Origin of the sequence: Mesorhizobium sp. WSM3866, assembly GCF_002294795.1 — a bacterium.
GTDB lineage: Bacteria > Pseudomonadota > Alphaproteobacteria > Rhizobiales > Rhizobiaceae > Mesorhizobium.
The window spans coordinates 1-22,027 of the sequence record NZ_NSGC01000030.1 but is presented as its reverse complement, the minus strand read 5'-3'; the positions used below and the strand labels follow the sequence as shown (position 1 = coordinate 22,027).

The window sequence follows — 22,027 nt, the reverse complement described above, 5'->3', positions numbered from 1 at the left end:
GGAGCAACGGGTGCGACTGGAGCAACGGGTGCGACAGGTGCGACCGGCGCCACGGGTGCGACCGGCTCGACCGGCGCCACGGGTGCCACCGGCTCGACTGGGGCGACCGGCGCTACCGGTGCAACCGGCGCGACCGGAGCAACGGGCTCGACCGGAGCAACGGGCTCGACCGGAGCAACCGGCTCGACCGGCGCTACGGGTGCAACCGGAGCAACCGGCTCGACAGGTGCGACCGGCGCCACCGGCTCAACCGGAGCGACCGGAGCGACCGGCGCAACGGGTGCAGCCGGCGCAACCGGCTCGACGGGTGCTACGGGGCCGGGCGGCGCAACGGGCCCGACCGGAGCGACCGGCCCCGGCGGCGAGACCGGTGATCGCGACAAAGGCAACAACGGCCATGGCAATGATCCTGACCACAACGACAGCAGCAATCCTGGGAAGGGACATTCCAACGATGGCACTGATGCCGATGGCTCGCCTGGCCATCGCACCGCCGCGGTCACGGCCAACTCGCTCGGGCTCAAGGACACGACGCAGTTCCTGCAATCCGGCTCGACCGACAGTGATGCCGTCAGCCATGCGTCGTTCCGTCAGCTTGTCAGCCAGGCCGCCGGTTCGGTGACGACCGACCTCCTGAATGTTCTCAACACGATCAGGGGATTTGGTCAGAACCAGAACAAGCCGTTGGGTGCAAGCACCGACCTGACCTCGGATCAGAACAAGCAGGGTGCCGGCTTCGCCAACAGCGACGACACGGTGAAGAAGGCGCTGAAGGATATTCTGAAGCCGCATGACTGAGCATGAGTGAAGAGGAATGGCGACCGGACAGACGACGATAGAAACCGGTCCAAAGCTGAGAAGCGGGCGCGCGGGCTTTGCCGAAAGGCAAGGCCTGCGCGTTCGGCCTTTCCGAGTGGTTAAGGGGCTCGCGCGACCGACCGCCGTGGAGTATCATCAGCGCCACCAGAGATTCCGGCGGGACTGGTCCGCCGCGGGCAATGTCGAACCACCGCCTGCCTACCCGAAGGCGAGTCCATGGTGAACGTTCCTGGGAGTGCTGAAATCCAGCCTGTGGAGCTGCGTGCCGGGACCGCGGCCGACCCGACCGGCATGCCCGGCGGCACCAGCGAAACGGGGCAGAGCCCCGGTGGCCCCGCCGAGTTCGACCAGGTCGGGCCGCGCCTCAAGGCGATGCTCCGGGTCGCGCGCTATCACGGTATCGAGCTCGATCCGAACGAATTCAGGGCAGCGAGCGCAGGCCCGTTTCCAAGCGCTACCGACCTGTCGGAATGGGCGCAGAACGGCGGCATGTGGTCCCGGGCAGTGCGTGTTCGCTGGTCACACCTGTTGCGCTTTCAAGATACCGGACCGGTCGTTCTCTTGTTCAGCGACGGCGGCGCCGGTCTCCTCACCGGGGCGAGCGCCGAGCGCAACGTGGTCTTCCTCAAAAGTCCGGAAGCGCCCGACGATGGTCCATCCACCGCTGTCGACGAGTTGCGCCTGTCGCAGGTGTGGACGGGCGAGGCGGTGCTGCTGCGAAACGCGCGATCCTATGTTGCCGCGGATGCGCCTTTCACCCTTCGCTGGATCGCCGAACTGGTGCGGCTCGAAAGCCGGCCGCTTCGCGACGTGGCCATCGCCTCCTTCACACTCAGCGTTCTGACCATTTTGCCGCCGCTCATCGTCATGACGGTGGTCAACAAGGTATTGCAATTCAACAGTGTCTCGACGCTGTTACTCTTGTCGGCCATAGTCGCTGTCGTCTTCGCATACGAGACGCTCCTGGGCCACGCGCGGCGACTGATCATCAACGTCGTCGGAGCCCGCCTCGACACCAAGCTGCAGCTGCACGTTTTCAGCCGCCTCTTGCGTCTGCCGCTCGACTATTTCGAGCGCCACCCCGCCGGCGAGACAATGTACCACCTCGCGCAGGTCTATCGAATCCGCGAGTTTCTGACAGGCAAACTGCTCAGCACGTTCCTGGACCTGATCACCCTGTGCGTGCTGCTGCCGGTGATGTTCTATATCAACGTGACGCTTGCCTGGATCGTCGTTGCCTGCGCAGCGGTGATCATGCTGATCATCCTTGCCTTCCTGAAGCCGCTGCGCCGAAGGTACCAGCGGGTGATCGAGGCCGAGACCTGGAAGTCGGCGGCGCTGGGCGAAACCGTTGTCGGCATTAAGACCGTGAAGGCGCTTGGTCTCGAGCCGCAACGCAAGGCGCTTTGGGACGAGCAGGTGGCGGAGGCGGGAAGCGCGCGTCTCTCCTTCGGGCAGTTCGCCAGCTGGCCGCAGACCCTGGTTACGCCCATTGAACGCGTAATGGTGCTCGGCACCATGCTGATCGGCGCCTATCTCGCGATGAGCGACAGTTCCGGCTATATGGTCGGCGGTCTGTTCGCCTTCATGATGATCTCCCAACGCGTCGCGCAGCCGCTGGTCGGGTTGGTGCGGCTGATCGAAGACTACGAGGAGGTGGGGGCGGCAATCGGCGAGGCGGCATCCGTCCTTAACCGGCCGTTGGAGACGAGTTCGAACTCCCTCGGTCTGCGGCCAAGGCTCCTCGGCGAAGTTACGTTCAGCGATCTGACGTTCAGCTACATCGGTACCAAGACGCCCGCCCTCGACCGGGTCAGCTTCCACATTCCGGCTGGGACCATGTTCGGCATTGTCGGGCGGAGCGGGTCGGGAAAATCGACCATCGCGCGGCTGCTGCAGGGGATCAACCGGGATTACAGCGGGTTCCTGAAGCTGGACGGCGTCGACCTCAAGGAAATCAACCTGCGTCATCTTCGCCAGGGGCTCGGCGTGGTCCTCCAGGACAATTTCCTGTTCCGCGGGTCGATCCGCGACAACATCATCGCCGGGCGCGCAGGCTTGACGCTGTCGGATGCCATGCGTGCCGCCCATCTGGCCGGCGCGGAAGAATTTATCGAACGCATGCCGAACGGATACGACACCTACATCGAGGAAGGCTCGCCCAACCTGTCGGGCGGTCAAAAGCAACGGCTGGCGATCGCGCGCGCCCTCATCCACGATCCGACCATTCTCATTCTCGACGAGGCCACCAGTGCTCTCGACCCGGAAAGCGAAGCGGTCGTCAGTGCCAATCTCATGCGCATCGCCAGCGGCCGCACCATGATCATCGTCTCGCATCGGCTGTCCTCGCTCACCGACTGCGACCAGATCCTGGTCATGGAGCAGGGCAAGGTTCTCGACGTCGCTTCGCACACCGTCCTGCTCGAACGATGCGGGCTCTATCGCCAGCTGTGGTCGCAGCAGAACCGACATTTGGACAATCGCGGCGGTCGGCCGGCGGCCGTACCGCCGCGATTGGTTTGACGATGTCGTGCCGCAGCGGGATCGAGATTGAAATGGTCGTCTCGCCAAGCATGACTTCGACACGAGGACTGGTAAGCCATGAGTAGCACCTCGCTCACCGTCCGCCAGGCTCGCTGGCGCCGAGCGAAAGCGAACGATCCGACGACGCCGGCCATACTCGAGTTCCAATGGCCGTCGACTGCCGTCTCCAATGCGCCGATTCCTCGGTCGGCGCGCGGCATCGTATGGATGATTTCGAGCCTCGTGATCGTCTTGATCACCGTGGCCGGACTGATACCGGTCGACCAGGTCGTGACGACGAGGGGGCTCGTGGTTTCACAATCGCCCAACATCATAGTGCAGCCGCTGGAGACGGCGATTGTCCGCTCGATCGAAGTGCGCGAAGGACAGCATGTGCAGGCCGGCCAATTGCTTGCGCGCCTCGATTCGACCTTCGCCTCGGCAGACCTGCAGGCCTTGGCCATGCAGGTCTCTACGCTTGAGGCCGAAGTGGCACGGTTGAAGGCGGAGGCCGACGGCAAGGAGTTCAACTATGACGGCCTCGACCCCAGCTGGACCCTGCAGGCCTCGATCTTCGAGCGCCGCAAGGCGGTCTACGAGGCTAAGCTGGAGAATTTCGATCGGCAAAGCGATGAACTCACTTCCGTGATCTCGCGCGCGCAATCTGATGCCGCTGGCTACCGGCAGCGGCTCTCCGTCGCGGCATCGATAGAACAGATGCGCAAGCAGCTGGAAGAAAGGCAAGTCGGGAGCCGCCTCAATACCCTGCTGGCCGAGGACAATTCGGCCGAAATGTCGCGCGCGCTCGGCAACGCCGTGCAGACGGCGGAAGCTGCCAGGCGCCAGCAGGCTGCGGTAGCCGCCGACCGCGCCGGCTACATTCAAGGCTGGCGCGCGGAAGTCTCGCAAGGTTTGTCGGAGGCGAGCTCTCGCATGTCCGACGCTCGCGAGCTCTTCAACAAGGCAAAGCTGCGCAAGCAACTGGTCGAGCTGAAAAGCGAAGGAGATGCCATTGTCCAGTCTGTGGCAAAGGTGTCGGTCGGCTCGGTCCTGCAGTCGGGCGAGCGCCTGATCACGCTGGTGCCCGCCAAGGCGCCGCTCGAGATCGAGACAAATGTCGTCGGCCGAAGCAGTGGCTTCGTCCATGTCGGCGATCCTGTCGTCATCAAGTTCGATACCTTCCCCTATTCGCAATACGGCCTCGCTCACGGCACCGTGCGCACGCTCAGTCCGGATTCCTTCTCCGCTCAGGAGCAAGCCCGCGATCCAGACAGTTCGCTGGCAATGCTGCCCTCGAACACAGAACCGTTCTATCGGACGCGCATTTCCATCGATCAGGTCGCGCTGCATGACGTACCCGCCGGGTTTGCCCTCACCCCCGGCATGCCGGTGACCGCCGACGTTCAGGTCGGCCGGCGCACGGTGCTCAAATACATGCTTGGGGTGATGCTCCCGATCGGTCAGGAAGCGATGCGCGAGCCGTAGTCTGCAGCTCAAGAGGAACCGGAGCAGCCAGAGGCTGACATCGATGACAATCCTGGATCGCCTGACTGGTTTAGCTAGCCCATCCGTAGCATTGCGCAGGGCGATCCAGCTTGTTGAAAATGGCAAGCCCACCGAGGCCTTTCCGCTCTTCGCCACGGCTGCGCGTGCGGGCATAGGCCAGGCCGAGTATCGGGTCGCGCGTTGCTATCTCGAAGGTTCCGGCGTGCCGCCCAGCCGGGCAGAGGGGACGCGCTGGCTGCGGCGAGCAGCGGATCACGGGAGCGCTGATGCGCAGGCGCTTCTCGCCGCACTCTACGTGACCGGGATGGCGACAGCCGAGGCTGACAAGGGCTCCGAGTCGGAACGCCTGTTCTTCGAGGACACCACGAGCGAGCCAGACTTTGCGTCAGCGCTCGACCTTGCCACGAAGGCGGCCGAGGCGGGCTCCGCCACCGGCCAGGCACTCCTCGGCTACATCCTGACCAGCGGTCCCGAACCAATGCGCGATGCGGATGCTGCCTGTAAGTGGTACGAGCGGTCGGCCGCGGCCGGCTGCGCCGAAGGAAGCCTTGGTTTTGCCCTGGCGCTGGCACGGCGGGGTCTGTCGGCAGACCGGTCCAGGATTGCCGATGAGGTCCGGCGGGCGGCGGACGCTGGCTTGCCGACGGCAATCTATCTTCTCGCGATCCTGACCGAACACGGCCGCGGCGTCGCAGGCGACATTGCGGGTGCGGCGCGATTATACCAGTCAGCTGCGGAGAAAGGGCTTCCTGCGGCCCAATTCCGATTGGGTCTGGCGCTTGTCGACGGGAGCCTCGGCGATCAGGATCCTGTGACCGGAGAGGCCTGGATACGGCGTGCGGCATTGGCGGGCAATTTCGAGGCGGCGAATCTTCTCGGCGATCGTAACGTGAAGAGCCGGCCGCCGGACTTTTCAGAGGCGGCAATTTGGTATCGTCGTGCGGCCGAGGGGGGTCACCAGGCCGCCGCTCGCGCGCTGGCCTCTCTCTACCTGACGGGAAACGGTGTCGCCAGGGACGAGCAAGAGGGGGCGCATTGGCTGCGCACCGCCGCAAGCAGCGGGAACCGGGCAGCGCAAGTCGATCTGGCCAATCTTGTTCTTCAGGGAGCCGGCGAGCCGGACGATATCACGAGCGTAGCGGGGTGGTTCGAGGCGGCCGCATTATCGGGCGACCTTATCGCCGCCTTCAATCTCGGGCTGTGTTTCGCCAAAGGCGTCGGCGTGCACCAGGATGAAACTCGCGCCGCGCAATGGCTGAGGCGCGCGGCTGAAGGCGTGGCTGAGGCTCAGTACATGTATGCGCGCATTCTCAGGGACGGGCGCGGCGTGGCTGCCGACGCGCAACAGGCTCGTGCCTGGTTTGCCCAAGCGGCCGAAGGCGGCATGCTCGATGCGCAAGTGGCACTTGCTGAGATGCTGCTCAATGGCAGCGGAGGCAAACGCTCTCCCGAAGCCGCAATACAGCTGTTCCGACGGGCTGCTGCCGACGGACATGCCGGCGCAATGTTTGCTCTCGGCGCGCTGCAGAGCTCCGGCGAGGGACTGCCGGTCGATCACGTGGCGGCGCAGAAATGGTTTGCGGCCGCGGCCGAGCGTGGGCACGGGCAGGCCCAACTGATGCTCGGCCGATATTTCTCGAAGGGCCTAGCCGGAGAGCACTACCCGGCAGTCGGCCGCCTTTGGCTCGAGCGAGCGGCGGCGCAAGGTCTTGAGGAAGCGGCCGACGAACTTTCCGAATTGGCCGGCTGAGGCATTCACTGCCAAGGCTTAGCACCGGCATCGGTCGCGCCCGACTACTGCGCGCCGGGCGTCCACTCAGGCAGCGGCGCAAGGCTGTGGTTGAACTGTTTCCACCACATGGACTTATCTATCTCGCAGCAGGCGACAAGCAGGGCGTGCGCCTTCTCGAAAGCCTGGGTAGCGATTTCATCAAAGGTCATCTGCGCGTCGTACGGGACTGACACCACCAGTTCCTGACCGGTTTGTGTGCCGCCTTCGTCGACCTGAAGATAAAGCCAAACGACGAAATGCGCGCCCTGGCCACTCGCGTCGGCGTTGCCGATCTTGATGCGGTCGATGCCTGCTGCAGTGACTTTCATGCCGAAGTCCTTCATTTTGGGATTCATGGAATTCCAGAAGTTCGCAGCAATCAGAAAGGTTCCGGGACCGCTGTTCCTATGGTGAAGCATTGATAAAGAGGTACCACCTGGCTGCCGGGCGGGGGCGCAAGCGGCCACGCGCGCACAACCTCGGTCCGAACCCTGGACGTCCGATCGTCGCCGTCTTGCCCTACTGACGGTGCCATGTGATGGTTTTATATAACCTATTGATTTAATTGAATAAGCTTAGGCCCGGATGCCTCTATGCAGCAGCATCGCAACGTTGCCTTTTGACGGCGGAGCCCAGGAACGCTCCGTTGCCAGCAAACCTTCGCGCGTCGGCCCGTCGACCGATCAACCGCGCGCCGAAGGGCTGTTCATTGCAACGCACTGGGATGGCGCGCGTTTTATTGATTGGCAGGGCGGTGACCAATGTGAGCGCCGCTTCATAGGCTGACAAGTCGGAGGCGATTAGGTGGCTAAGTTCAAAGAAGCCCTTGAGCGCGGCAAGAAAGCTCCTCGCCAGCAAAAGGAGGATGCGAACGCCACGGTGCCGGATTTCGGCGCCCAAGCCAGGGCCTGGCTGGACGATGTCGTTGTTGCGTCGTTGGTAGCGGCCAAGGCAGAGGTGTCGGGCGAGATGACCATCGACATAGACACCGTTCCGCGGGGCCGTGACAAAGCGCTGACGCCCTCTGTTCGGTTTCGAATCTACCGAAAGCCGGAAGTGAAAAACACCGCCGGAAGGGTATTCACCGTCAACGTTCACGTCAGTGGGGAGGTGTCGGTTTCGTCACCCGGTATGGTCGCCGAGGATGTTGGAAATATAGGGAACAGGTCCGGCGAGAGGTTTCGCAATTTGGTTGTCAAGCTGATCGAAGACGCCGCTAGGGACATGAGCTAGCCCGACTGTCATGCTCGATTGGTCGACCCGGCCGAGGAGATCCCCACCTCAGCTCGGCCTTCTGGTCGTCAGGCAGAAAATCTTTCACCGTCAAGCGTGATCTCGATAGTGACGCCGGCCGGGTCCCAGTTTCGCTCGACTCGGCCCAACTGGCTCGCGGCGACGCGGACCAGGCGGCTCCCGAAACCTTCTTCTTCGGTTGCGACGGGAGGTGGTCCTCCAACCTCTCGCCATTGAATAAGCACCTTGCCGTCCCGATTGGCGCAAGCGATCTCTATTGAGCCGGCGGCCGCCGAGAGGCTGCCATGTTTGGCGGCGTTGGTGGCGAATTCGTGCAGCAGGAGGGAAAGTGGCGTGATCATTGCCGCGGGCACGGGAATATCGATGCCGGTGATCGCGAAGCGGGGATGCTCATCGGCCGCATGGCGGTATGGCGCGAGGATCGCGTTGACCAATGTATGCAGGCTCGTGGAGACCTGAGCAGAGCGGCCACCAGACGTGAGCATCGTCAGCGCATGCGCCCGCGCCAAGGCGCCGAGGCGGTCAGACACGATCGAGGCGAGCGCCGCCGGCGTTTCGGCGGCCGAAGCGCTCAGCTTGACGATCGAGCTTGCGATGGCGAAGAGGTTCTTCACACGGTGGTCCATCTCGCGGAGCAGTATCTCCCGCTGCTCTTGCGCGCGCAGCCGCTCGGAGATGCCGCGGGCGATCTTGGAGGCACCGACAATTGCGCCCGACGCGTCCGCGATGGGGGAAACGGTCAAAGAGATGGGAACGATACTGCCGTCCTTGCGCAGGCGAACGGTCTCGAAATGCTCGACATGCTCTCCATCCCGAATGCGCGCCAGGATCTCCCTGTCCTCGTTCCGGCGATCGGGCGGTATCAGCAACATGAGCGAACGACCGACAATTTCCGCGCGGGGGTAGCCGTAGAGCCGCTCGGCGCCACGGTTCCAGTCCGTGACGATGCCGTCGGGATCCGTCGCGATGATCGCATCATCCGAGGATTCGACAAGCGCGCTCAGCCGCGCCGCAGTGGTTTCCGCGTGGCCCCGTTCGATCGCAAACCCGAGCTGGCGGGCAATGGTCAACGCAAGTTCGCGTTCACGATCGGTGAAGCTATGGGGGGCTGGGTAGTAGACCATGAACTTGCCGATGAGCTCGCGGGAGCTGGCAAGCGGGATAAAGGCCAGCGCTTCGATGCCTTCGCCGAGGACCGTGTCGATGAGTTGCTGAGATTCACCGCTGAAACGAATATCCTCGACAAAGATGGGCTCGGCGTCGCGCTGATCGGTTGTCCACGGCGTGTGGCCGTTGACAGCCTTGCGGTATTCTTCAGACAGTGAGCGCCACGCGACGAAGCTCATGACGCCGTGGTTGTCAAATCTCAGGATCGAGGCGCGCGACGAACCGAGGGCGTCGCATATGGCATCCAGGGCCGCATCGTAGATCTCGACGAGCCCATGGGCGCGGTAAAGTCGGTCGGTGAGGCGAAAGAGGACGGTTTGCTCGCGGGCAATATCGCCGTCGGCTTGCTCACGCTGGCCGCGCCCTGTGGCCGTAACACTCATAGCCCCTTGCTGCATCGAGTCCTTGACCCAACCGCCTAACGCAGCACCGCGTCGATCGCCCCCTTCGACCGCCGGGTACGATCCCCGACCATGCTCGACAATATGCGCTTTGCGCGGTTTCGCAATAGGACTTGTCACGTTGCGGCGCGGCGGCTGGTGTCGCCGACGAGCCGCAAGCGGCGCCCGTCTAGCGGCTTGAGCCAAATGGCAATTCGCGATCCCAAATCAGGTGCCTACCAGGCCGCGCCGTACTCCGACGCTCGCGGCATATAAAGCTTCCGCGGCCGGCCCAAACGGAAGCCTCGCGCGCAGACTGGCGCCTCAGCGCCTTTGCTTGGCAATCCTGCCGGCGATCGCCGCGCCCTGGATGCGCGCATTGGCGAAGCAGCCGCGAATGCTCGGCCGCATGCCGGTGAACCAGAGGCCGGGCAGTTTCGGGTCGTTCGCCGGGCCGTTGAACAGCGGCACCCTCTTGGCATCGAGCACGCCGAGCCTGCCCACCATCGCCTCCAGCCCGGTGCGGTAACCGGTGGCGGCAATGACGATGTCAGGCGCGATCGACTGGCCGCTTTCGAGAACGACGCCGTCGTGCCTGAATTCCTTGACCTGCGGCACGACGACGATGCGGCCGGCCTTGATCGCGTCGACCGCGCCGTCATCGGCGGCGATCGCCGTATAGTCCGAGCCGAGGCGGCTGGCGCCGCCCGACGGGGCGGGGGGCAGGCCGTATTTCCCGAGATCGCCGAAGACCAGCCGCTGCGTCGCCGCCAACACCGCATCGGCGAGCCGGGCAGGCAGTCTCGCCATGACGGGCGAGAAACGATGCACGGCGATCTTGCCGATGCGCTTGGGCAGCAGTGACGGCCCGTTCCGCGCCGAGAGCCACATCTGCCCGGTCTCGACGCCGGAAAGATGGTTGAGCGCGTCGAAGCCGGAATTGCCGGCGCCGACCACCAGCACTTTTTTCCCGGCATAGTCGCTCGCCCGGCCGAAATGCGCCGAATGGACGATCTTGCCCGAGAAATCCTGCATGCCTTTCCAGGCCGGGATAAAGGGTTGTCGGTCGCGCCCGGTGGCGATCACCACGTGGCGCGCCGCTCGCGGTCCCGTGCTGGTCTTCAGCAGCCAGTGATCGCCGCGGAACTCGATTTGCTCGACGACGACGCCGAAGGCGATCGGCAGCCGGTGCGTCTGGGCAAAGTCGTTGAACAGGCGGATCACCGCGCTGCGGTGCGGAAAGGCGGGCGTGCCTTTCGGAAATGAAACACCGGGCAGCGTCGAGAGGTCGCGATGCGTGTTGAGATGCAGGTTCTCATGGCGGTGGTGCCAGGGCTCGGCCAGCCGCCCCTCGCGCTCGAGGATCTCGGTGGCGATCCCGGCCTCGATCAGGGCGTAGGCCGCCGCCAATCCGGCCGCGCCGGCGCCGATCACGATCGCGCCTTCCAGGATCGCCGGCTCGCCGGTCCAATCCGACGAGATTTCCGCTTCCATGCCCATTCTTGTCTTTATCGTCGTCATGGCTCTCACGTGCCACGGCCATGTATCCGACATATGCCGCTGACGAGGCAATGGGAATAGGCCGTGGTTGCAAAGAGCGCGGCATTGTGTCGCGGATAGGGAGATTATCCGTTGGCGGGGTCGGCGTGGCGATGCACAAGCTTGAAGGCGCCGTCCTCCAGCCGGAACACTTCCGTCACCCGCAAGGTCATCTCGGCCGGCTGTCCGTTCTTGCCCATGCGCGCCTTCGCATGCTGCAGCCCGGTCCAGAAGGCGAGATCGCCGCTCGCGGAGGCCTGCAGCACCTCGATGTCGGTGCTGCCGCCTTCGTGGAAGCTGGCGGCGTCGCGCTCGTATCGGCCGGCAACGGCATCGGCACCTTCGAGATGGTCGCCGCGCGGCGAAAAGAAGGTGGCCGGCTCGCTATGCGTCACGATGGCCTTCAGCGATGTAGCATTGCCGTTGACATAATCCTCGGCGATCTTCTCGCGGTGCTTCATGAAGGCGTCGAAGGACGAGCCGCCCGGCCGCACGGTTCTGATCCACGTCTCCAGCGCCTCGATGAAACCTTTCAGGAGGGCGGCCGTGTCGCTGTTCTTAATCGCGCCGCTGTCGTCGAGCAACTCGGCGACATTTCCGATATAGGCCTCCGGCTGCTGCATCACCGGCATGTCAAGGAAGACGAAGCTCTGCCTGAGCGCCTGGTTGGAACCGAAGGCGCCGATCTTGCCTGGGCTCACGCTGACGACGCCGGCGGGCAGGCCTTTGAAGACGCTCTTGCCAGAGGGGCGTGAGCCGACGTCGAGGGCGTTCTTCAGGCAGCCCGGGATCGAACGGTTGTATTCCGGCGTGACGAACAGCACCGCGTCGCATTCCCCAATGGCGGCGCGGAACGCCGACCAGGCGGCAGGCGGCGTCTCGCCCTCGAGATCCTGATTATACAAGGGCAGCTCGCCGATCTCGATGAAGCGGCAGCGCAGCGAATCCGGTGCGCGGGCCGCCAGCGCCTTGGCGATCTTGCGGCTGTAGGATTGGGCCCGCAGACTGCCGACAAGCACGGCCAGCTGCAGGACGGGATGTTCGGTTGTCATGGTCATGGCGGACTGTCCAGGCTTGTTGAGGGCATGGCGGCGCGAGGCGGACATAACGAAGGCCCCGCAACCTTGGACCTGTGGCCGGAGCGGCTGTGCTGGTCGCCTCTCTTTTCGGTTAATGTCCGGGCTGGCGCGAGGTTCCGACCTCCGCTGGCCAAGCCGTGGCTGCGTATGGCCTTGCCGCCGGCGCCGTTGCACAGTATTGACGGGCTGGCGCGTGGCCTAAGGCTCCATTCGGCCTTTTGGCGCGCCCTAAATGATTGCCCGGTCTTCGGGCGGCAAAGAGGTGGCCATGTCCGCGCGCATTTTCAGCCCAGCCAAAACCGCGATGCAGTCCGGCAAGGCCAAGACCGGCCACTGGGTGCTGGAATTCGATCCAGCCCAGCGCAAGAAGATCGACCCGCTGATGGGTTACACCTCGTCCGGCGATATGCTGAGCCAGGTGCGACTCACCTTCGATACCAGGGAAGAGGCGGTCGCCTATGCCGAGAAGCAGGGCATTGCCTATCGTGTCGAGGAGCCGAAGGAGCCGAAGCGCCGGCAGATTTCCTATTCGGACAATTTCCGCTATGACCGCAGGACGCCCTGGACCCATTGAGCAATCCGAGCAAAAGTGCACAGCGGTTTTCCGTCCGGAATTGCGTAAAAAAATCGGAGCGGATCATCCTTTTAGATCGATCCGCGTACTCGCATCAGCCGGCTCCGGCCGGCCAGCGGTCCCGTAGCTCAGCTGGATAGAGCACCGGCCTTCTAAGCCGATGGTCGCAGGTTCGAATCCTGCCGGGATCGCCAAGGTTTCCAAGGGATTTTCGGGTTTGTGGTAACTCACTTTTAGACCCCGTTTACAGACGGTTTACAGTTTTTGTTCCCGAGAGGTTCTTTTCCATGCGCGCGATAACCGCGTCAGAGAGCCCCTGATCGGTGGCAAGATAATGCTTTTCGAGGACCGATTTGACCTCGGCCATTGAGTGGCCGGAGATGCGTGCGATGTCCTCGATCGAGGAGCCTTCACGAGCGCGCTCACAGATGAAGGTGCCGCGCAGATCGTGATAGGTGACCCCGATCCTGAGGGCGGCCTTGACCTCTTTGCCCCATGACGTCTTGAAGCCGTCCTTGGTCCACGGCCTGCCGCGAGAGTTGAGGCAGATCCTCATCTTGTCCTTGTTGGCCGGCAGCAGAGCGTCAATCAGTCCCTTCAACCGCGAGTTGGCCTTGACCTTCAGCTTCTTGCCAGTCTTCGACTGGTTGAACAGCAGGTAGGTGCCGTCCCACTGCTTCCAGGTCAGGGACAGAATATCGCCCTGGCGCTGGCCGGTGGCGAATGCGATTTCGAACGGGAGCAGCAGATGCGGCTCTAACTTTTCGCGAACCAGGGCTATCTGCTCGGCCGACCAGAGCTCTTCCTTTCTGGATCCCTGGTAGAGGCGCTCGATGCCCGTGCAGGGGTTCTTGTCGATCTCCGCTCGTTCATTGCTGAGCGCGTAGGAAAACAGCTTGGACAGCGAGAACAGCGCCTTGTCGGCCTTGCGCGGATTGGCGCGCATGCTCTTGTGCCATTTCTTGATCTCGCCCTTGAAGCCGCGCATCTGGGTCAGCTTGATCGGTAGATCAGGCCATTCCTTCAAGATCAGCGTGTGGGCATAGAGGTGATCAATCCGTGTGGTCTCGGCGAGATCCAAGAAGTCAGCGTTGCGATCATCCTCTAGCCCGGTGAACTCGGCGATCAGGGTCTCCAGAGTGGCGACGGTCCTGACGAACTCGCTCGCCTTCTCCTTCAGACGGACGTGTTCAGCCATGAAGGCTTCGGTGCCCGGCTGCGAGAGCATGGCCGGGCCACCACGCCAGGCGTAGTAGTGGACCTTCACGGATCCATCCGCCTGCTTGCGCTTGACCTTGTGGATACCTTTGATCTTAACCACGACGCCCACGCTTGTCCCTCCAAGCCTTGTACTCGTCCAAGGTTCTAAAGGTTTCTGGCTTTGCACTCTCGTCAAGAGTCGAGGTCAGGTCTTCGGCGCGAGACTTTGGGATGAGTCGAAAAATTGCCTCCCCGACCTTGACCTCCACGATGGCTTGTTCCGCGTCAGCTGCGCGAATTAGGGTCTGCGCTTGGCGCTGTGAGATGGCGAGCGATCGGGTCATAGCTTTATGTTTTGTGGATCCCTTTAGTTTTGACCGGCACCGGTTCGATCTCCTTCAAGCGCGGGTAGTGTTGATACCCTCCAAAAAGGCGGCAGGACCGAGTGATAGGAATCGTAAACAGGAAGTATTTCCCGAGCAAGGCATTTATCATCTCGCAACCCACATTATACTGTGGGGTATTAGTTGGATTATATAGCGGATTATCGAAGATAATTGGTCTGACAATCGAGATAATACGTGGAGCAGTTGCTTTGTGCTAGGCGGATCGTTCGGCCTCAGGGCTCAGTTCGTCTCGACTGGCTCGGTGCGGCTCGTCGGTCCCTGGCTGGCCACGATGCCGAGGCCGTGCCGCTACCCTTTAGGCTCTTCTGAGTTTGGATCGTCTGGCGCCGCCCACTCTAGGCAGGCGCGGTATTGCTTCATGAACTCCTCAGAGAACAGCTCTCCGTGGAGACGTCTCAAAGGCTGATTGCGGCGCCGGAAGTAGTAGCGCTTGGAGCCGTCAGCATTGGTCCGTTCGGTCAAGTGTTCGAGGTTGAACAGCATGGGAGCACCACTCACAGTTTCGGCTTCCTCGAAAGCCGCACAGCGCCGTCATTGACAGAGACTGTGACTGGCTTGTCCCCATCATCCTGAGCGATCTCTACGGAAAGTGATTCGCCATCGAAAACGACCTTGCCAATCGGCAGGCCGAGATCCCGGACAGCTTTCACTATCCGGGTGACCTCGTCATGGGTGATGCGTGCGGCTCGGCGGCTCATGGCTTTTGGGCGAACCTCGGAAGATGCGAGCCTAATGGTTTGTGCATACGTCGTGGCGACCATTAAGCGGGCTGCCTTGTAATGTAGGGACGCTGAAGAGGCCGGCCTTTGCCCGAGAGCTTAGTCGTTCCGCCTATCGAGAGGGGGCACAGAGGGCCGGCTCCTTCGCATTTCGCTTCCAGCGTTACAGCGTCGCCGAAGGGTTCCTTCAAACCTCTATGTCGTCGCAAGCGAAGTGGTCGAGGCCGGACGGACCTTCGCTGAGCCGCTTTAATATCGCCTCCGCCTCTTCCAGTTCCTTCTTGGCAGCATTCAGCTCCTGGGCGCAATGCAGGCGAGCTTGGTCGTGGATGGCCTTGCGAGCCTGAGCGATGTCGGAGAACTCCCCGGTCATGCAGTCGCTCTTCCAGACGCTGAAACCCGTGTCGGTCTTGGCGATGCCAAAGCTGATGGGGCCGACATCGTAGATCTCGTCGTAGGCAGGGGTCATTTTGGTTTGGATGTCGCTCATGGAGTCCTCCGTAATACCTTTTCATATTGTGTCTGCTGGGCTTGGCGCATACTGCAGGCTTATGCGCGCATCGCCCTGGAGTTTCTCAACCAAGATGCTCTTTGCTCGTATCTGAGCCTGATCCTGCGTGTCAGTTGGAGTATCTCTTGGCATCTGCAGCCGTATTCTTGGCGGATCTCACAATCAAGCATTTATTGCGCTCATGATCCACATTACATTGTGGGTATATTTCTGGATAATTGGCGGATTATCTAAGATAATTGGCCTGGTAATCGAGATAACACGTGGGGCAGTTGCGGCGGTCCCGAGTGGGTCGTTCGGACCTAAGGGTCGATTCATCGCGTCTGGTTCGGAGCGGCTCCTTGATCCGTGCCGGACCACGATGCCGAGGCCGTACCGCTACCCTTGTGGCTCTTCCGAGTTTGCATGGTCAGGTGCCACCCACGCCAAGTAGGCGCGGTACTGGGTCATGAAGTGTTCGGACATCGGCTCGCCATGGATCCGCGTCACGGGCTGGCCGCGGCGCTTGAAATAGTAGCGAAGCGTGCCGTCTTTGTTGGGACGGGTCACGACGTATTCGAGCTTGAACAGCATGGAGGCTCTCACAATTTGGATTGGGTGTTCAGCGGCACCAAGTTCTTCTTGTTTGCCACGTGGTTGGGACGCATCCCCGTTCTTTGCGGGGACGATGATTGATGCCTTCAAGATCGGGCTGGGAGGTTTCGGACGAAGGCTGTTGAGAAGGCCTTGGCACAGTATCTGGGCAAACGATTCTTCAGAGGAAGCCCACGATATGTCCGGTCGCAACCGCTACCCAGACCAGCTAGACCAGGCCTTACAAGCATGGTTGCATGGGTACGTTGCCAACCGACGATGGCATGACCGCAAGGGTCGGTCAGATGCCTTCGATCATCGGGGGCTAAGTACCCGTGCTCCCACGTGGACGCAGCTCGTTACCGTTTAGGCTCCCTTTCGCCGACTTCGCCGGTAAAGGTCGCATCATCATTTAGAAAGTTGAATCGAATTCAACTTTTCCACTTTGCAAATCGATGATGCCTGACGGCTGCTGACCGCAGTCCATCGTGTGATCAAGAAAGGGCGAGCAAGAGGTTGTACCCCTTTCCGGACCTTAGCCTTCGGCGTTGGCCCAGGATCCGATGCGGTCACTTCTACAGTGCAGAAGGGGCAACGCAGTGCTGCTACGAAGCCTGGTCCGTATCCGTTGATACCCTACCGGTCGGTGACGTGGCGGAAGGTTGCGCCGCAGACTGCAGGCCTGCTTTCGAGAGCTGCTGAAGTCTCGGATCGAGATTCTGATGCGGTACAGAACTCGTCGAGTGCTGGCCTGACCGTTGTCCGGCCGAGCCGATCGCCCACCCTCTGGGCGGTCCATTGGGTCAAAGGGTGGCCAGGCTGATGAGTTCTGAGAACTCTTGACGGCCTGGTTGTCGACCACCAAGCGTTCGGATGGTTGCCTGCTGAAAAGCAAGCACCACAATGCGATCCGCGGTCGACTTGCGCTGGAGCCAGTTTCAATGAAGGGGGAACGTGCGACGATTTTCACCGCTTAAACTCCGATGGTTTGGGTGACTGTTGCTGATTTTGCTCTGCGCTTGGGCGATCCCAAGCCAAAGAAAGCAATGGAGTTTCAGCTGCTCATCACGCTGGAGCCTTCCGGCGGGGGCGTCGTATCGTTCTCGAGCGCGTCGCAAGAAAGCCCTCGATCTGAATGCAGCAGGACGCTGGTCGCTCTGCCTACGGAGCATTCACGAAACAGTCGACTTGGCCCAACTTACGAGAGAGGGCAGGGCAGATCCGATAGGTTTTAGGATGGGTTTAGGTGGGTGGATATTCCGGTTGGCTTACAGGTCGGCTGGAAATTTGAAGTTAACGTCACCTTTCGCTGGTCATAAAGCGTACCAATGATAGTGGGGCTAAAGGTGACGTACGCGTGAGGTAGGCGAACGTCGAACAGCGAAAGGTTGCTGTCGTCTGCGCCGGTAAGCTCAAGATTTCCATGTGCTTCCTGATCGGGGGCGATCAGGAACTTCCCGTAAAGAACGTTGTTTGGATTGGCCGTCACCAAATGCTCTCCCGCTGGCTATTTCAGCTCTCTTCATCAAGCGCATTTGCAAGCTTGCGAGCCCCTCGGCTGTTGACCTCAAATTCGGCACCATTCGTTGTGATCTTCGCTCTGGCCGAGGCGCGAAGCAGCGAACCGAGACCATCCGCTTGATAGCTCGGATCTTTGCCGACGCCCCCGTCGAATAGATTTCGGGCCACGCCCGCCACCAGGATCTCGGGAATGCTTCCCCCGTCCTTCTTGGCCTCCATGATGGTCTCAACTGCCCAGCTCGCTCGGTTGAGGTCGATTGAATACCGCTCGAGCTCTCGTTGGGCGCGGACATCCGCGTGATAGATGCTCTTTAGCCAGCCGATTGCGTAAACGAGGAATGCGACCGACAGCACACCCGTCGCGGCGCCTCGAACGAGCAAAAACCACTGCTGTTCCGTTGAGAACTGGATCGCTGGTTGGGTGCCTATAGACTCTTTGCCGGCGTCCTGAACCATCGCCACGAATCCCACCAGACTCTCGAAAGAGATCCAGCCAAGGAACACCGCGACGCCAATCGAAATTACGAAGACCGCCCAGCCGATCATAGATGTGCGCACTGGCACTATTGCGCTAGCGAGCCTCTCTTCGATCCCCTTGGTGATGTCTTCCCTCAGCTTTCGCCTGGCATGAATATGGTCACGATCGTCCAGGACCTTTGATCGATCCAGAAGCGCTGCCTCGCGGGATGCCATTTCCCGTTCCGCAGCCTGCGCCGCGTGGCTAAGCTCCTCCTGTCGCGCCTTGTGATCTGCTTGAAGCAACGCCTTTTGTTGTTCGAACTCCGTTTCTAGGGCCAGCCTGGCAGCGACCAACTGCTCGGCAATGCTGACGGTGGCCCCCTGCAATTGCAGGAGCATCTGCTGGTGCGATTTCATCAACGATGAAAACGCTTTCTGATCGTGGAATAGACCAACGACCGGTTCCCAATCCGGCAGAAACGTCTTGCTGATTAAATCGTTGATCTGCCTGACTTTGTCGATGCTGAAACGCCTTTCGTCTGAGTTGTTTGTGAAAGTTATCCGGTCCGAAAGAGGGTCGTTCTGTCGGTTCAGGTTTATGGTAACATTGTTGGCACTCATTGACGCCTGGAAGACAGAATAGAGTTGAGAGTCGGAAAGCCCCGTGATTTCCGGCGATGCACCGTCGGTGATCTGGACTGTCGTGCCGGCATGAGCGCCAATCTCTATAAGGTTGAAGTTTGAGGCTCCGATAATTCGGCCGGCTTCAACAAAGAATCGAAAGATGTCTTTCGCCCGCGCTCTAGGAACTTCGAAAGAATGATCGCCCATATCCCCCTCCAGTTGGCCGGCCGCATAATGGAAGCGTGAACTTATCCGCGCAAGCGACAGAGTGCCGTCTTCACATGATTCGTATGGCTGCCCCAGCGCTCACGTTTTCACTTCGGTGAAAGACGCTCGACCGTGGCGACAATCGCCATTGCAAGCGCCTCGGCCTCGGCAAGTAACGTCGTGCCCGTTCACCTGTTCCTCGCTCATCAGGACGCCGGGCGGACAATTCTCCTCGATCGCACGTCTGATCACACGCAAGGCGGCGCGGCCGCCCGGATCGTGCTGCACAACGCCTTTTCCATAGAATTTCGCTAAAATGCCCCGGAACCGGAAGGCCGCTGCGCGGCTTTTATCGCCGTTGGGGTATGTGCATGCGTAACGCCAGAGAGCGGCTGAAGTTCATCAAGCCGCTGGAGCCCGTCTAGGTCGAAACACCGCCGGTCAGCGACGCATGAGCTCAAATACGATGGCTTCCGCACCCAGCTCGTCCGCGATTGGGCAGGTGTGAGGGCATTCTCACGAAACGGGCATGACTGGTCCCAGCGCTAGCGGCCCCGGAGTTCGCAGCAGTCTTAGCGACTACTGAAATAGAGGTCGCCGGCTGAGGAACACCAAATCCTCAAGCCCGGCGCACTCATCCTGATCCCCATCAGGAGCCGGTGGAGGAACCGGCAATTTCTTTGATGCAAGGCGGATGCCAGCATTTTGGTCCCGAAGTGAGACAGGCAAGCGCTACGCTTCTAGGCGTCTGTCTCTAGCGGTTCGTGGCCCGGCCGTTCATGCCAGATCACTTGTCGCAGATCGCGCCAGTCGACCGCCTGTCCGCAGACCGGGCACTTGTGGAAATGGTCGCGTTCGTTGACCTATTCCTTGTTGTGGCGGCGGCCGATGATTGGCGGCCCGAGATCGGACAGCTTGGTCACGTCGCCTTGGCCACAACCGGCGTCTTCCTTGTCGGCGGTTTGTAAGGGGTCACCACTCTGACCGTATCGGCATTCACCGTGACAGGAACGCCTAAGTTGATGGTCACTTTGCCTTCGTCTACGCGGGTGACATCGCCTCGCAGCTCGATCTCCTGGCCCTGCTTAGCCTTCGAGATCCGATCAACGATGGAATGGGGCTGCCCATAGGACGGGATCGACACGCTCACTCGATCCTCGGTGACGCGCCTGCGAACTTTGGCTGTGATCGCGACCTCGTCGCCAATGTTGATGCTACCCTTTGCCATGAGTTGAGTCTGGCGCGGCGACTGTCTTCGTCAAGCTTGAGCTAATGTTTACGAGTAGAATAGATTGACGGTGGTTCAGAGATAGCCCGCCGCCAAGTCCTCCGGGCTATCCTTTTCGACAACCCAGAACTGCATCGAAGCTGCAACCAATCACGCGCCCGTGAGTTGCAGGAGTGGTCGATCCCTTCGTGGGTGCAGCCGCGCGGTGGCAACCGAAAAAGCCCGTCGCTTACGCTGATTGTCCGCGACGGGCTTTTTTTTGGGAACCAAACCGGTCGTTCGACCCCCTCAGGCGAGCGGGCTCTTGTTGCAAACGGAGAAGGGCAATGAAGGACGGCGACGACAAGCCGGATGGCTCGCACACGGACAAAAACATCCACCTTTTGGCAGCGCGGTTAGCAAAAGAGGTGAGCCTATCCGAGGAGGAGGCGCGGGGCCTGATCAAGTCGATCGGCACAGATTGGAATTCGCTGGTGCGGGAAGCTAAATTCCTCAAGCGCCGCCATTGAGCGCGCGGCACGAACTTCCTGTATCAATGGCTCGCCAACAACCAGGCGGGCATGATCAGCGCGGACGTCCTGTCGGTCGCCGAGTTCATCCAGGAACTGTTTGGCGATGCCAAGTCGCTTGGCATAAGCAGCACTGAACTCGAGGAAGACACCGGCAGCATCTATCAGGCGATCCTCGACGCCATCGTCCACCACGAAGGCGGGGCACCGGAATAGCTAGTTCACGAAAGCCGCCCGGAAATGCCCGCCGCTTTCGCTCATTAGCGGCGACGGGCTTTTTCATGGGAACCAAATTGATCGAGTCGCGTTGCAGACCACTGGGGACTTTTTCCTATGGCCGAAACCGGGCAAGAGCTTAGCGACCGCGCGCGGGCACACAAGCAATTGATCGTGCAGTTCCTAACCCGCGAAACTGGGATCACCGAAGCTCAAGCGCGCGATCTCATAGGCCTGATCGGCAATGCCCCGGCTTCGCTCCTTCGCGAGGCGCGGTTGCTGAAAAAAGCTGTAGCGCGATCCAACAGAGCAGCACTGCGAAGGCCGGTTAACAGACGCCCGTCACCTCCTGGCAGAAATGGCGGGCATCCGTCACTACTCTCTGGCTGCCGACGATGAAGGGACCTCATGCTCGCCGGCAACGACCAAACTGAGCAATGGGCGGTTTGTTTCAGCATAGGGACCAAAGCGCTTCTCCGTACGACTTGGGTCGCATCGGGCGAGAACGGAACATTCCATCAACCGTCCCGTTGGGTGTCGCGGCGTGTGTCCCCGGCCAAGGTTCACCGCGCCGCGTGGGGGCATTTCCCCCCGGAGCCCGTTCGACCCCCCTCAGGCGAGCGGGCTCTTGCTTGTCGGAATCAAGTGCAGGAACGACGCGTGCGTGATACCGTCGCCGTCAATCGCTCTTGCCGATGACATCCGCATGGTGCGCGGGCATGTTAGCCTGGGTAGACGACACATCGCCCAGCAGCGGGAGCACATAGCCCAATTGGAACGGCTCGAATCGCCCATCGCCAAGGCACTTGAATTCCTCGAACTTCTCGAAACCACGCAGGAGCTTCACGAACTGCATCTATCGCGGCTGCTGGCAAAGGCTGCTGGATGAGAAGCTATCAAATGATGCAGCGAGGCGAAGGTTTGCATCCATGGAGACGCAAACTTATCCATCGTGGCAATCAGCGCCGCCTCGTCTGTCGCCCCGTTCTGGAAGGCTGCGATCAACAGGCTACCCAGCCATTCCCTTTCGGCGGGGTCGGCACTTGCGGGTAATAGCTTCTGGAGCACTCTTTCAAGCATCGCCATGTCCTCGGGTCCGAGAGCACTGTTTAGCTGAGAACGCATCCGGCACCCCAGGAACCTCTGCGGCCCGCCCCGCTTAATCTAGGTCCAATCTACATTCAGGATTCTCAACGCGGTTTGGCGTTGATTCATTGTGTTCCGAGGGTTCTGATTCGGAG

Annotated in this window: 22 protein-coding genes, 1 tRNA gene and 1 pseudogene; 10 read left to right on the top strand and 14 right to left on the bottom strand. The window is 61.2% G+C overall.

Going from position 1 to position 22,027, the window contains the following annotated elements; genetic code table 11:
* The 4 genes and pseudogenes from CK222_RS30830 to CK222_RS30815 form a co-directional block, all read left to right on the top strand.
* Nucleotides 1-798: pseudogene (locus tag CK222_RS30830) on the top strand (hypothetical protein); the annotation flags it as partial.
* A 237-nt stretch (nucleotides 799-1,035) separates the two neighbouring features.
* The gene (locus CK222_RS30825; RefSeq protein ID WP_245433409.1) at nucleotides 1,036-3,342 is read left to right on the top strand and encodes a peptidase domain-containing ABC transporter; all 2,307 of its coding nucleotides are present in this window, start codon (nucleotides 1,036-1,038) and stop codon (nucleotides 3,340-3,342) included.
* 78 nt (nucleotides 3,343-3,420) lie between these two features.
* Nucleotides 3,421-4,827 (top strand): HlyD family type I secretion periplasmic adaptor subunit, encoded by a 1,407-nt coding sequence (locus CK222_RS30820; protein ID WP_067330634.1) that lies wholly within the window; start codon nucleotides 3,421-3,423, stop codon nucleotides 4,825-4,827.
* A 91-nt stretch (nucleotides 4,828-4,918) separates the two neighbouring features.
* The gene (locus CK222_RS30815; RefSeq protein ID WP_245433407.1) at nucleotides 4,919-6,598 is read left to right on the top strand and encodes an SEL1-like repeat protein; all 1,680 of its coding nucleotides are present in this window, start codon (nucleotides 4,919-4,921) and stop codon (nucleotides 6,596-6,598) included.
* Between the two features lie 44 nt (nucleotides 6,599-6,642).
* On the opposite strand, the gene CK222_RS30810 is transcribed toward CK222_RS30815, so the two are convergent.
* Nucleotides 6,643-6,963, bottom strand: a complete 321-nt coding sequence (locus tag CK222_RS30810) for a hypothetical protein (RefSeq protein WP_127246644.1) — start codon at nucleotides 6,961-6,963, stop codon at nucleotides 6,643-6,645.
* 460 nt (nucleotides 6,964-7,423) lie between these two features.
* On the opposite strand from CK222_RS30810, the gene CK222_RS30805 reads away from it, so the two are divergent.
* The gene (locus tag CK222_RS30805) at nucleotides 7,424-7,852 is read left to right on the top strand and encodes a hypothetical protein (RefSeq protein WP_095802923.1); all 429 of its coding nucleotides are present in this window, start codon (nucleotides 7,424-7,426) and stop codon (nucleotides 7,850-7,852) included.
* A gap of 68 nt (nucleotides 7,853-7,920) precedes the next feature.
* On the opposite strand, the gene CK222_RS30800 is transcribed toward CK222_RS30805, so the two are convergent.
* From CK222_RS30800 to CK222_RS33495, 3 genes are all read right to left on the bottom strand, one after another.
* A complete protein-coding gene (locus CK222_RS30800; RefSeq protein WP_067330646.1) occupies nucleotides 7,921-9,423 on the bottom strand; it encodes a PAS domain S-box protein in 1,503 nt (500 codons plus the stop codon).
* 321 nt (nucleotides 9,424-9,744) lie between these two features.
* Nucleotides 9,745-10,914, bottom strand: coding sequence for an NAD(P)/FAD-dependent oxidoreductase (locus CK222_RS30795; RefSeq protein WP_095802922.1), 1,170 nt, complete (start codon nucleotides 10,912-10,914; stop codon nucleotides 9,745-9,747).
* 131 nt (nucleotides 10,915-11,045) lie between these two features.
* Complete coding sequence (locus CK222_RS33495) at nucleotides 11,046-12,017, bottom strand: NAD(P)H-dependent oxidoreductase (protein ID WP_141247174.1); 972 nt, start codon at nucleotides 12,015-12,017, stop codon at nucleotides 11,046-11,048.
* Between the two features lie 289 nt (nucleotides 12,018-12,306).
* Here CK222_RS33495 and CK222_RS30785 point away from each other — a divergent pair, with 289 nt between their 5' ends.
* Nucleotides 12,307-12,612: an ETC complex I subunit gene (locus tag CK222_RS30785; protein WP_066999298.1), complete on the top strand. Its 306-nt coding sequence runs from the start codon at nucleotides 12,307-12,309 to the stop codon at nucleotides 12,610-12,612.
* A 117-nt stretch (nucleotides 12,613-12,729) separates the two neighbouring features.
* Nucleotides 12,730-12,806 (top strand) — tRNA-Arg (locus CK222_RS30780).
* A gap of 50 nt (nucleotides 12,807-12,856) precedes the next feature.
* Here CK222_RS30780 and CK222_RS30775 read toward each other — a convergent pair.
* The 7 genes from CK222_RS30775 to CK222_RS30745 all read right to left on the bottom strand — a co-directional run bounded on the left by CK222_RS30775 (nucleotide 12,857) and on the right by CK222_RS30745 (nucleotide 18,833).
* On the bottom strand, nucleotides 12,857-13,942 hold the full coding sequence (locus CK222_RS30775; protein WP_095802920.1) for a tyrosine-type recombinase/integrase: 1,086 nt from the start codon (nucleotides 13,940-13,942) through the stop codon (nucleotides 12,857-12,859).
* A 565-nt stretch (nucleotides 13,943-14,507) separates the two neighbouring features.
* Nucleotides 14,508-14,702, bottom strand: coding sequence for a hypothetical protein (locus CK222_RS30765; RefSeq protein ID WP_095802918.1), 195 nt, complete (start codon nucleotides 14,700-14,702; stop codon nucleotides 14,508-14,510).
* Between the two features lie 11 nt (nucleotides 14,703-14,713).
* A complete protein-coding gene (locus CK222_RS30760; RefSeq protein WP_141247173.1) occupies nucleotides 14,714-14,980 on the bottom strand; it encodes a hypothetical protein in 267 nt (88 codons plus the stop codon).
* Nucleotides 14,981-15,125: 145 nt separating this feature from the next.
* Nucleotides 15,126-15,428, bottom strand: coding sequence for a hypothetical protein (locus tag CK222_RS30755; protein ID WP_095802916.1), 303 nt, complete (start codon nucleotides 15,426-15,428; stop codon nucleotides 15,126-15,128).
* 399 nt (nucleotides 15,429-15,827) lie between these two features.
* Complete coding sequence (locus CK222_RS30750; RefSeq protein ID WP_095802915.1) at nucleotides 15,828-16,022, bottom strand: hypothetical protein; 195 nt, start codon at nucleotides 16,020-16,022, stop codon at nucleotides 15,828-15,830.
* 1,231 nt (nucleotides 16,023-17,253) lie between these two features.
* Complete coding sequence (locus tag CK222_RS32070; RefSeq protein WP_141247172.1) at nucleotides 17,254-17,511, bottom strand: hypothetical protein; 258 nt, start codon at nucleotides 17,509-17,511, stop codon at nucleotides 17,254-17,256.
* A 23-nt stretch (nucleotides 17,512-17,534) separates the two neighbouring features.
* A complete protein-coding gene (locus tag CK222_RS30745) occupies nucleotides 17,535-18,833 on the bottom strand; it encodes a hypothetical protein (RefSeq protein ID WP_095802914.1) in 1,299 nt (432 codons plus the stop codon).
* A gap of 132 nt (nucleotides 18,834-18,965) precedes the next feature.
* Here CK222_RS30745 and CK222_RS32650 point away from each other — a divergent pair, with 132 nt between their 5' ends.
* Nucleotides 18,966-19,148 carry a hypothetical protein gene (locus CK222_RS32650; protein WP_176477797.1) on the top strand — a complete coding sequence of 61 codons (183 nt, stop codon included), beginning with the start codon at nucleotides 18,966-18,968 and terminating at the stop codon, nucleotides 19,146-19,148.
* Nucleotides 19,149-19,752: 604 nt separating this feature from the next.
* Here the strand turns inward: CK222_RS32650 and CK222_RS30725 are convergent.
* Nucleotides 19,753-20,061, bottom strand: a complete 309-nt coding sequence (locus CK222_RS30725; RefSeq protein ID WP_095802913.1) for a hypothetical protein — start codon at nucleotides 20,059-20,061, stop codon at nucleotides 19,753-19,755.
* A 326-nt stretch (nucleotides 20,062-20,387) separates the two neighbouring features.
* On the opposite strand from CK222_RS30725, the gene CK222_RS30720 reads away from it, so the two are divergent.
* Both CK222_RS30720 and CK222_RS30715 read left to right on the top strand, forming a co-directional pair.
* On the top strand, nucleotides 20,388-20,570 hold the full coding sequence (locus CK222_RS30720; protein ID WP_095802912.1) for a hypothetical protein: 183 nt from the start codon (nucleotides 20,388-20,390) through the stop codon (nucleotides 20,568-20,570).
* A gap of 51 nt (nucleotides 20,571-20,621) precedes the next feature.
* Complete coding sequence (locus CK222_RS30715; protein WP_245433406.1) at nucleotides 20,622-20,786, top strand: hypothetical protein; 165 nt, start codon at nucleotides 20,622-20,624, stop codon at nucleotides 20,784-20,786.
* Between the two features lie 679 nt (nucleotides 20,787-21,465).
* Here the strand turns inward: CK222_RS30715 and CK222_RS32645 are convergent.
* Nucleotides 21,466-21,642 carry a hypothetical protein gene (locus CK222_RS32645; RefSeq protein WP_176477796.1) on the bottom strand — a complete coding sequence of 59 codons (177 nt, stop codon included), beginning with the start codon at nucleotides 21,640-21,642 and terminating at the stop codon, nucleotides 21,466-21,468.
* On the bottom strand, nucleotides 21,630-21,872 hold the full coding sequence (locus tag CK222_RS30710; protein ID WP_095802910.1) for a hypothetical protein: 243 nt from the start codon (nucleotides 21,870-21,872) through the stop codon (nucleotides 21,630-21,632). The genes CK222_RS32645 and CK222_RS30710 overlap by 13 nt, the downstream gene beginning before the upstream one ends.
* Nucleotides 21,873-22,027: the final 155 nt, after the last annotated feature.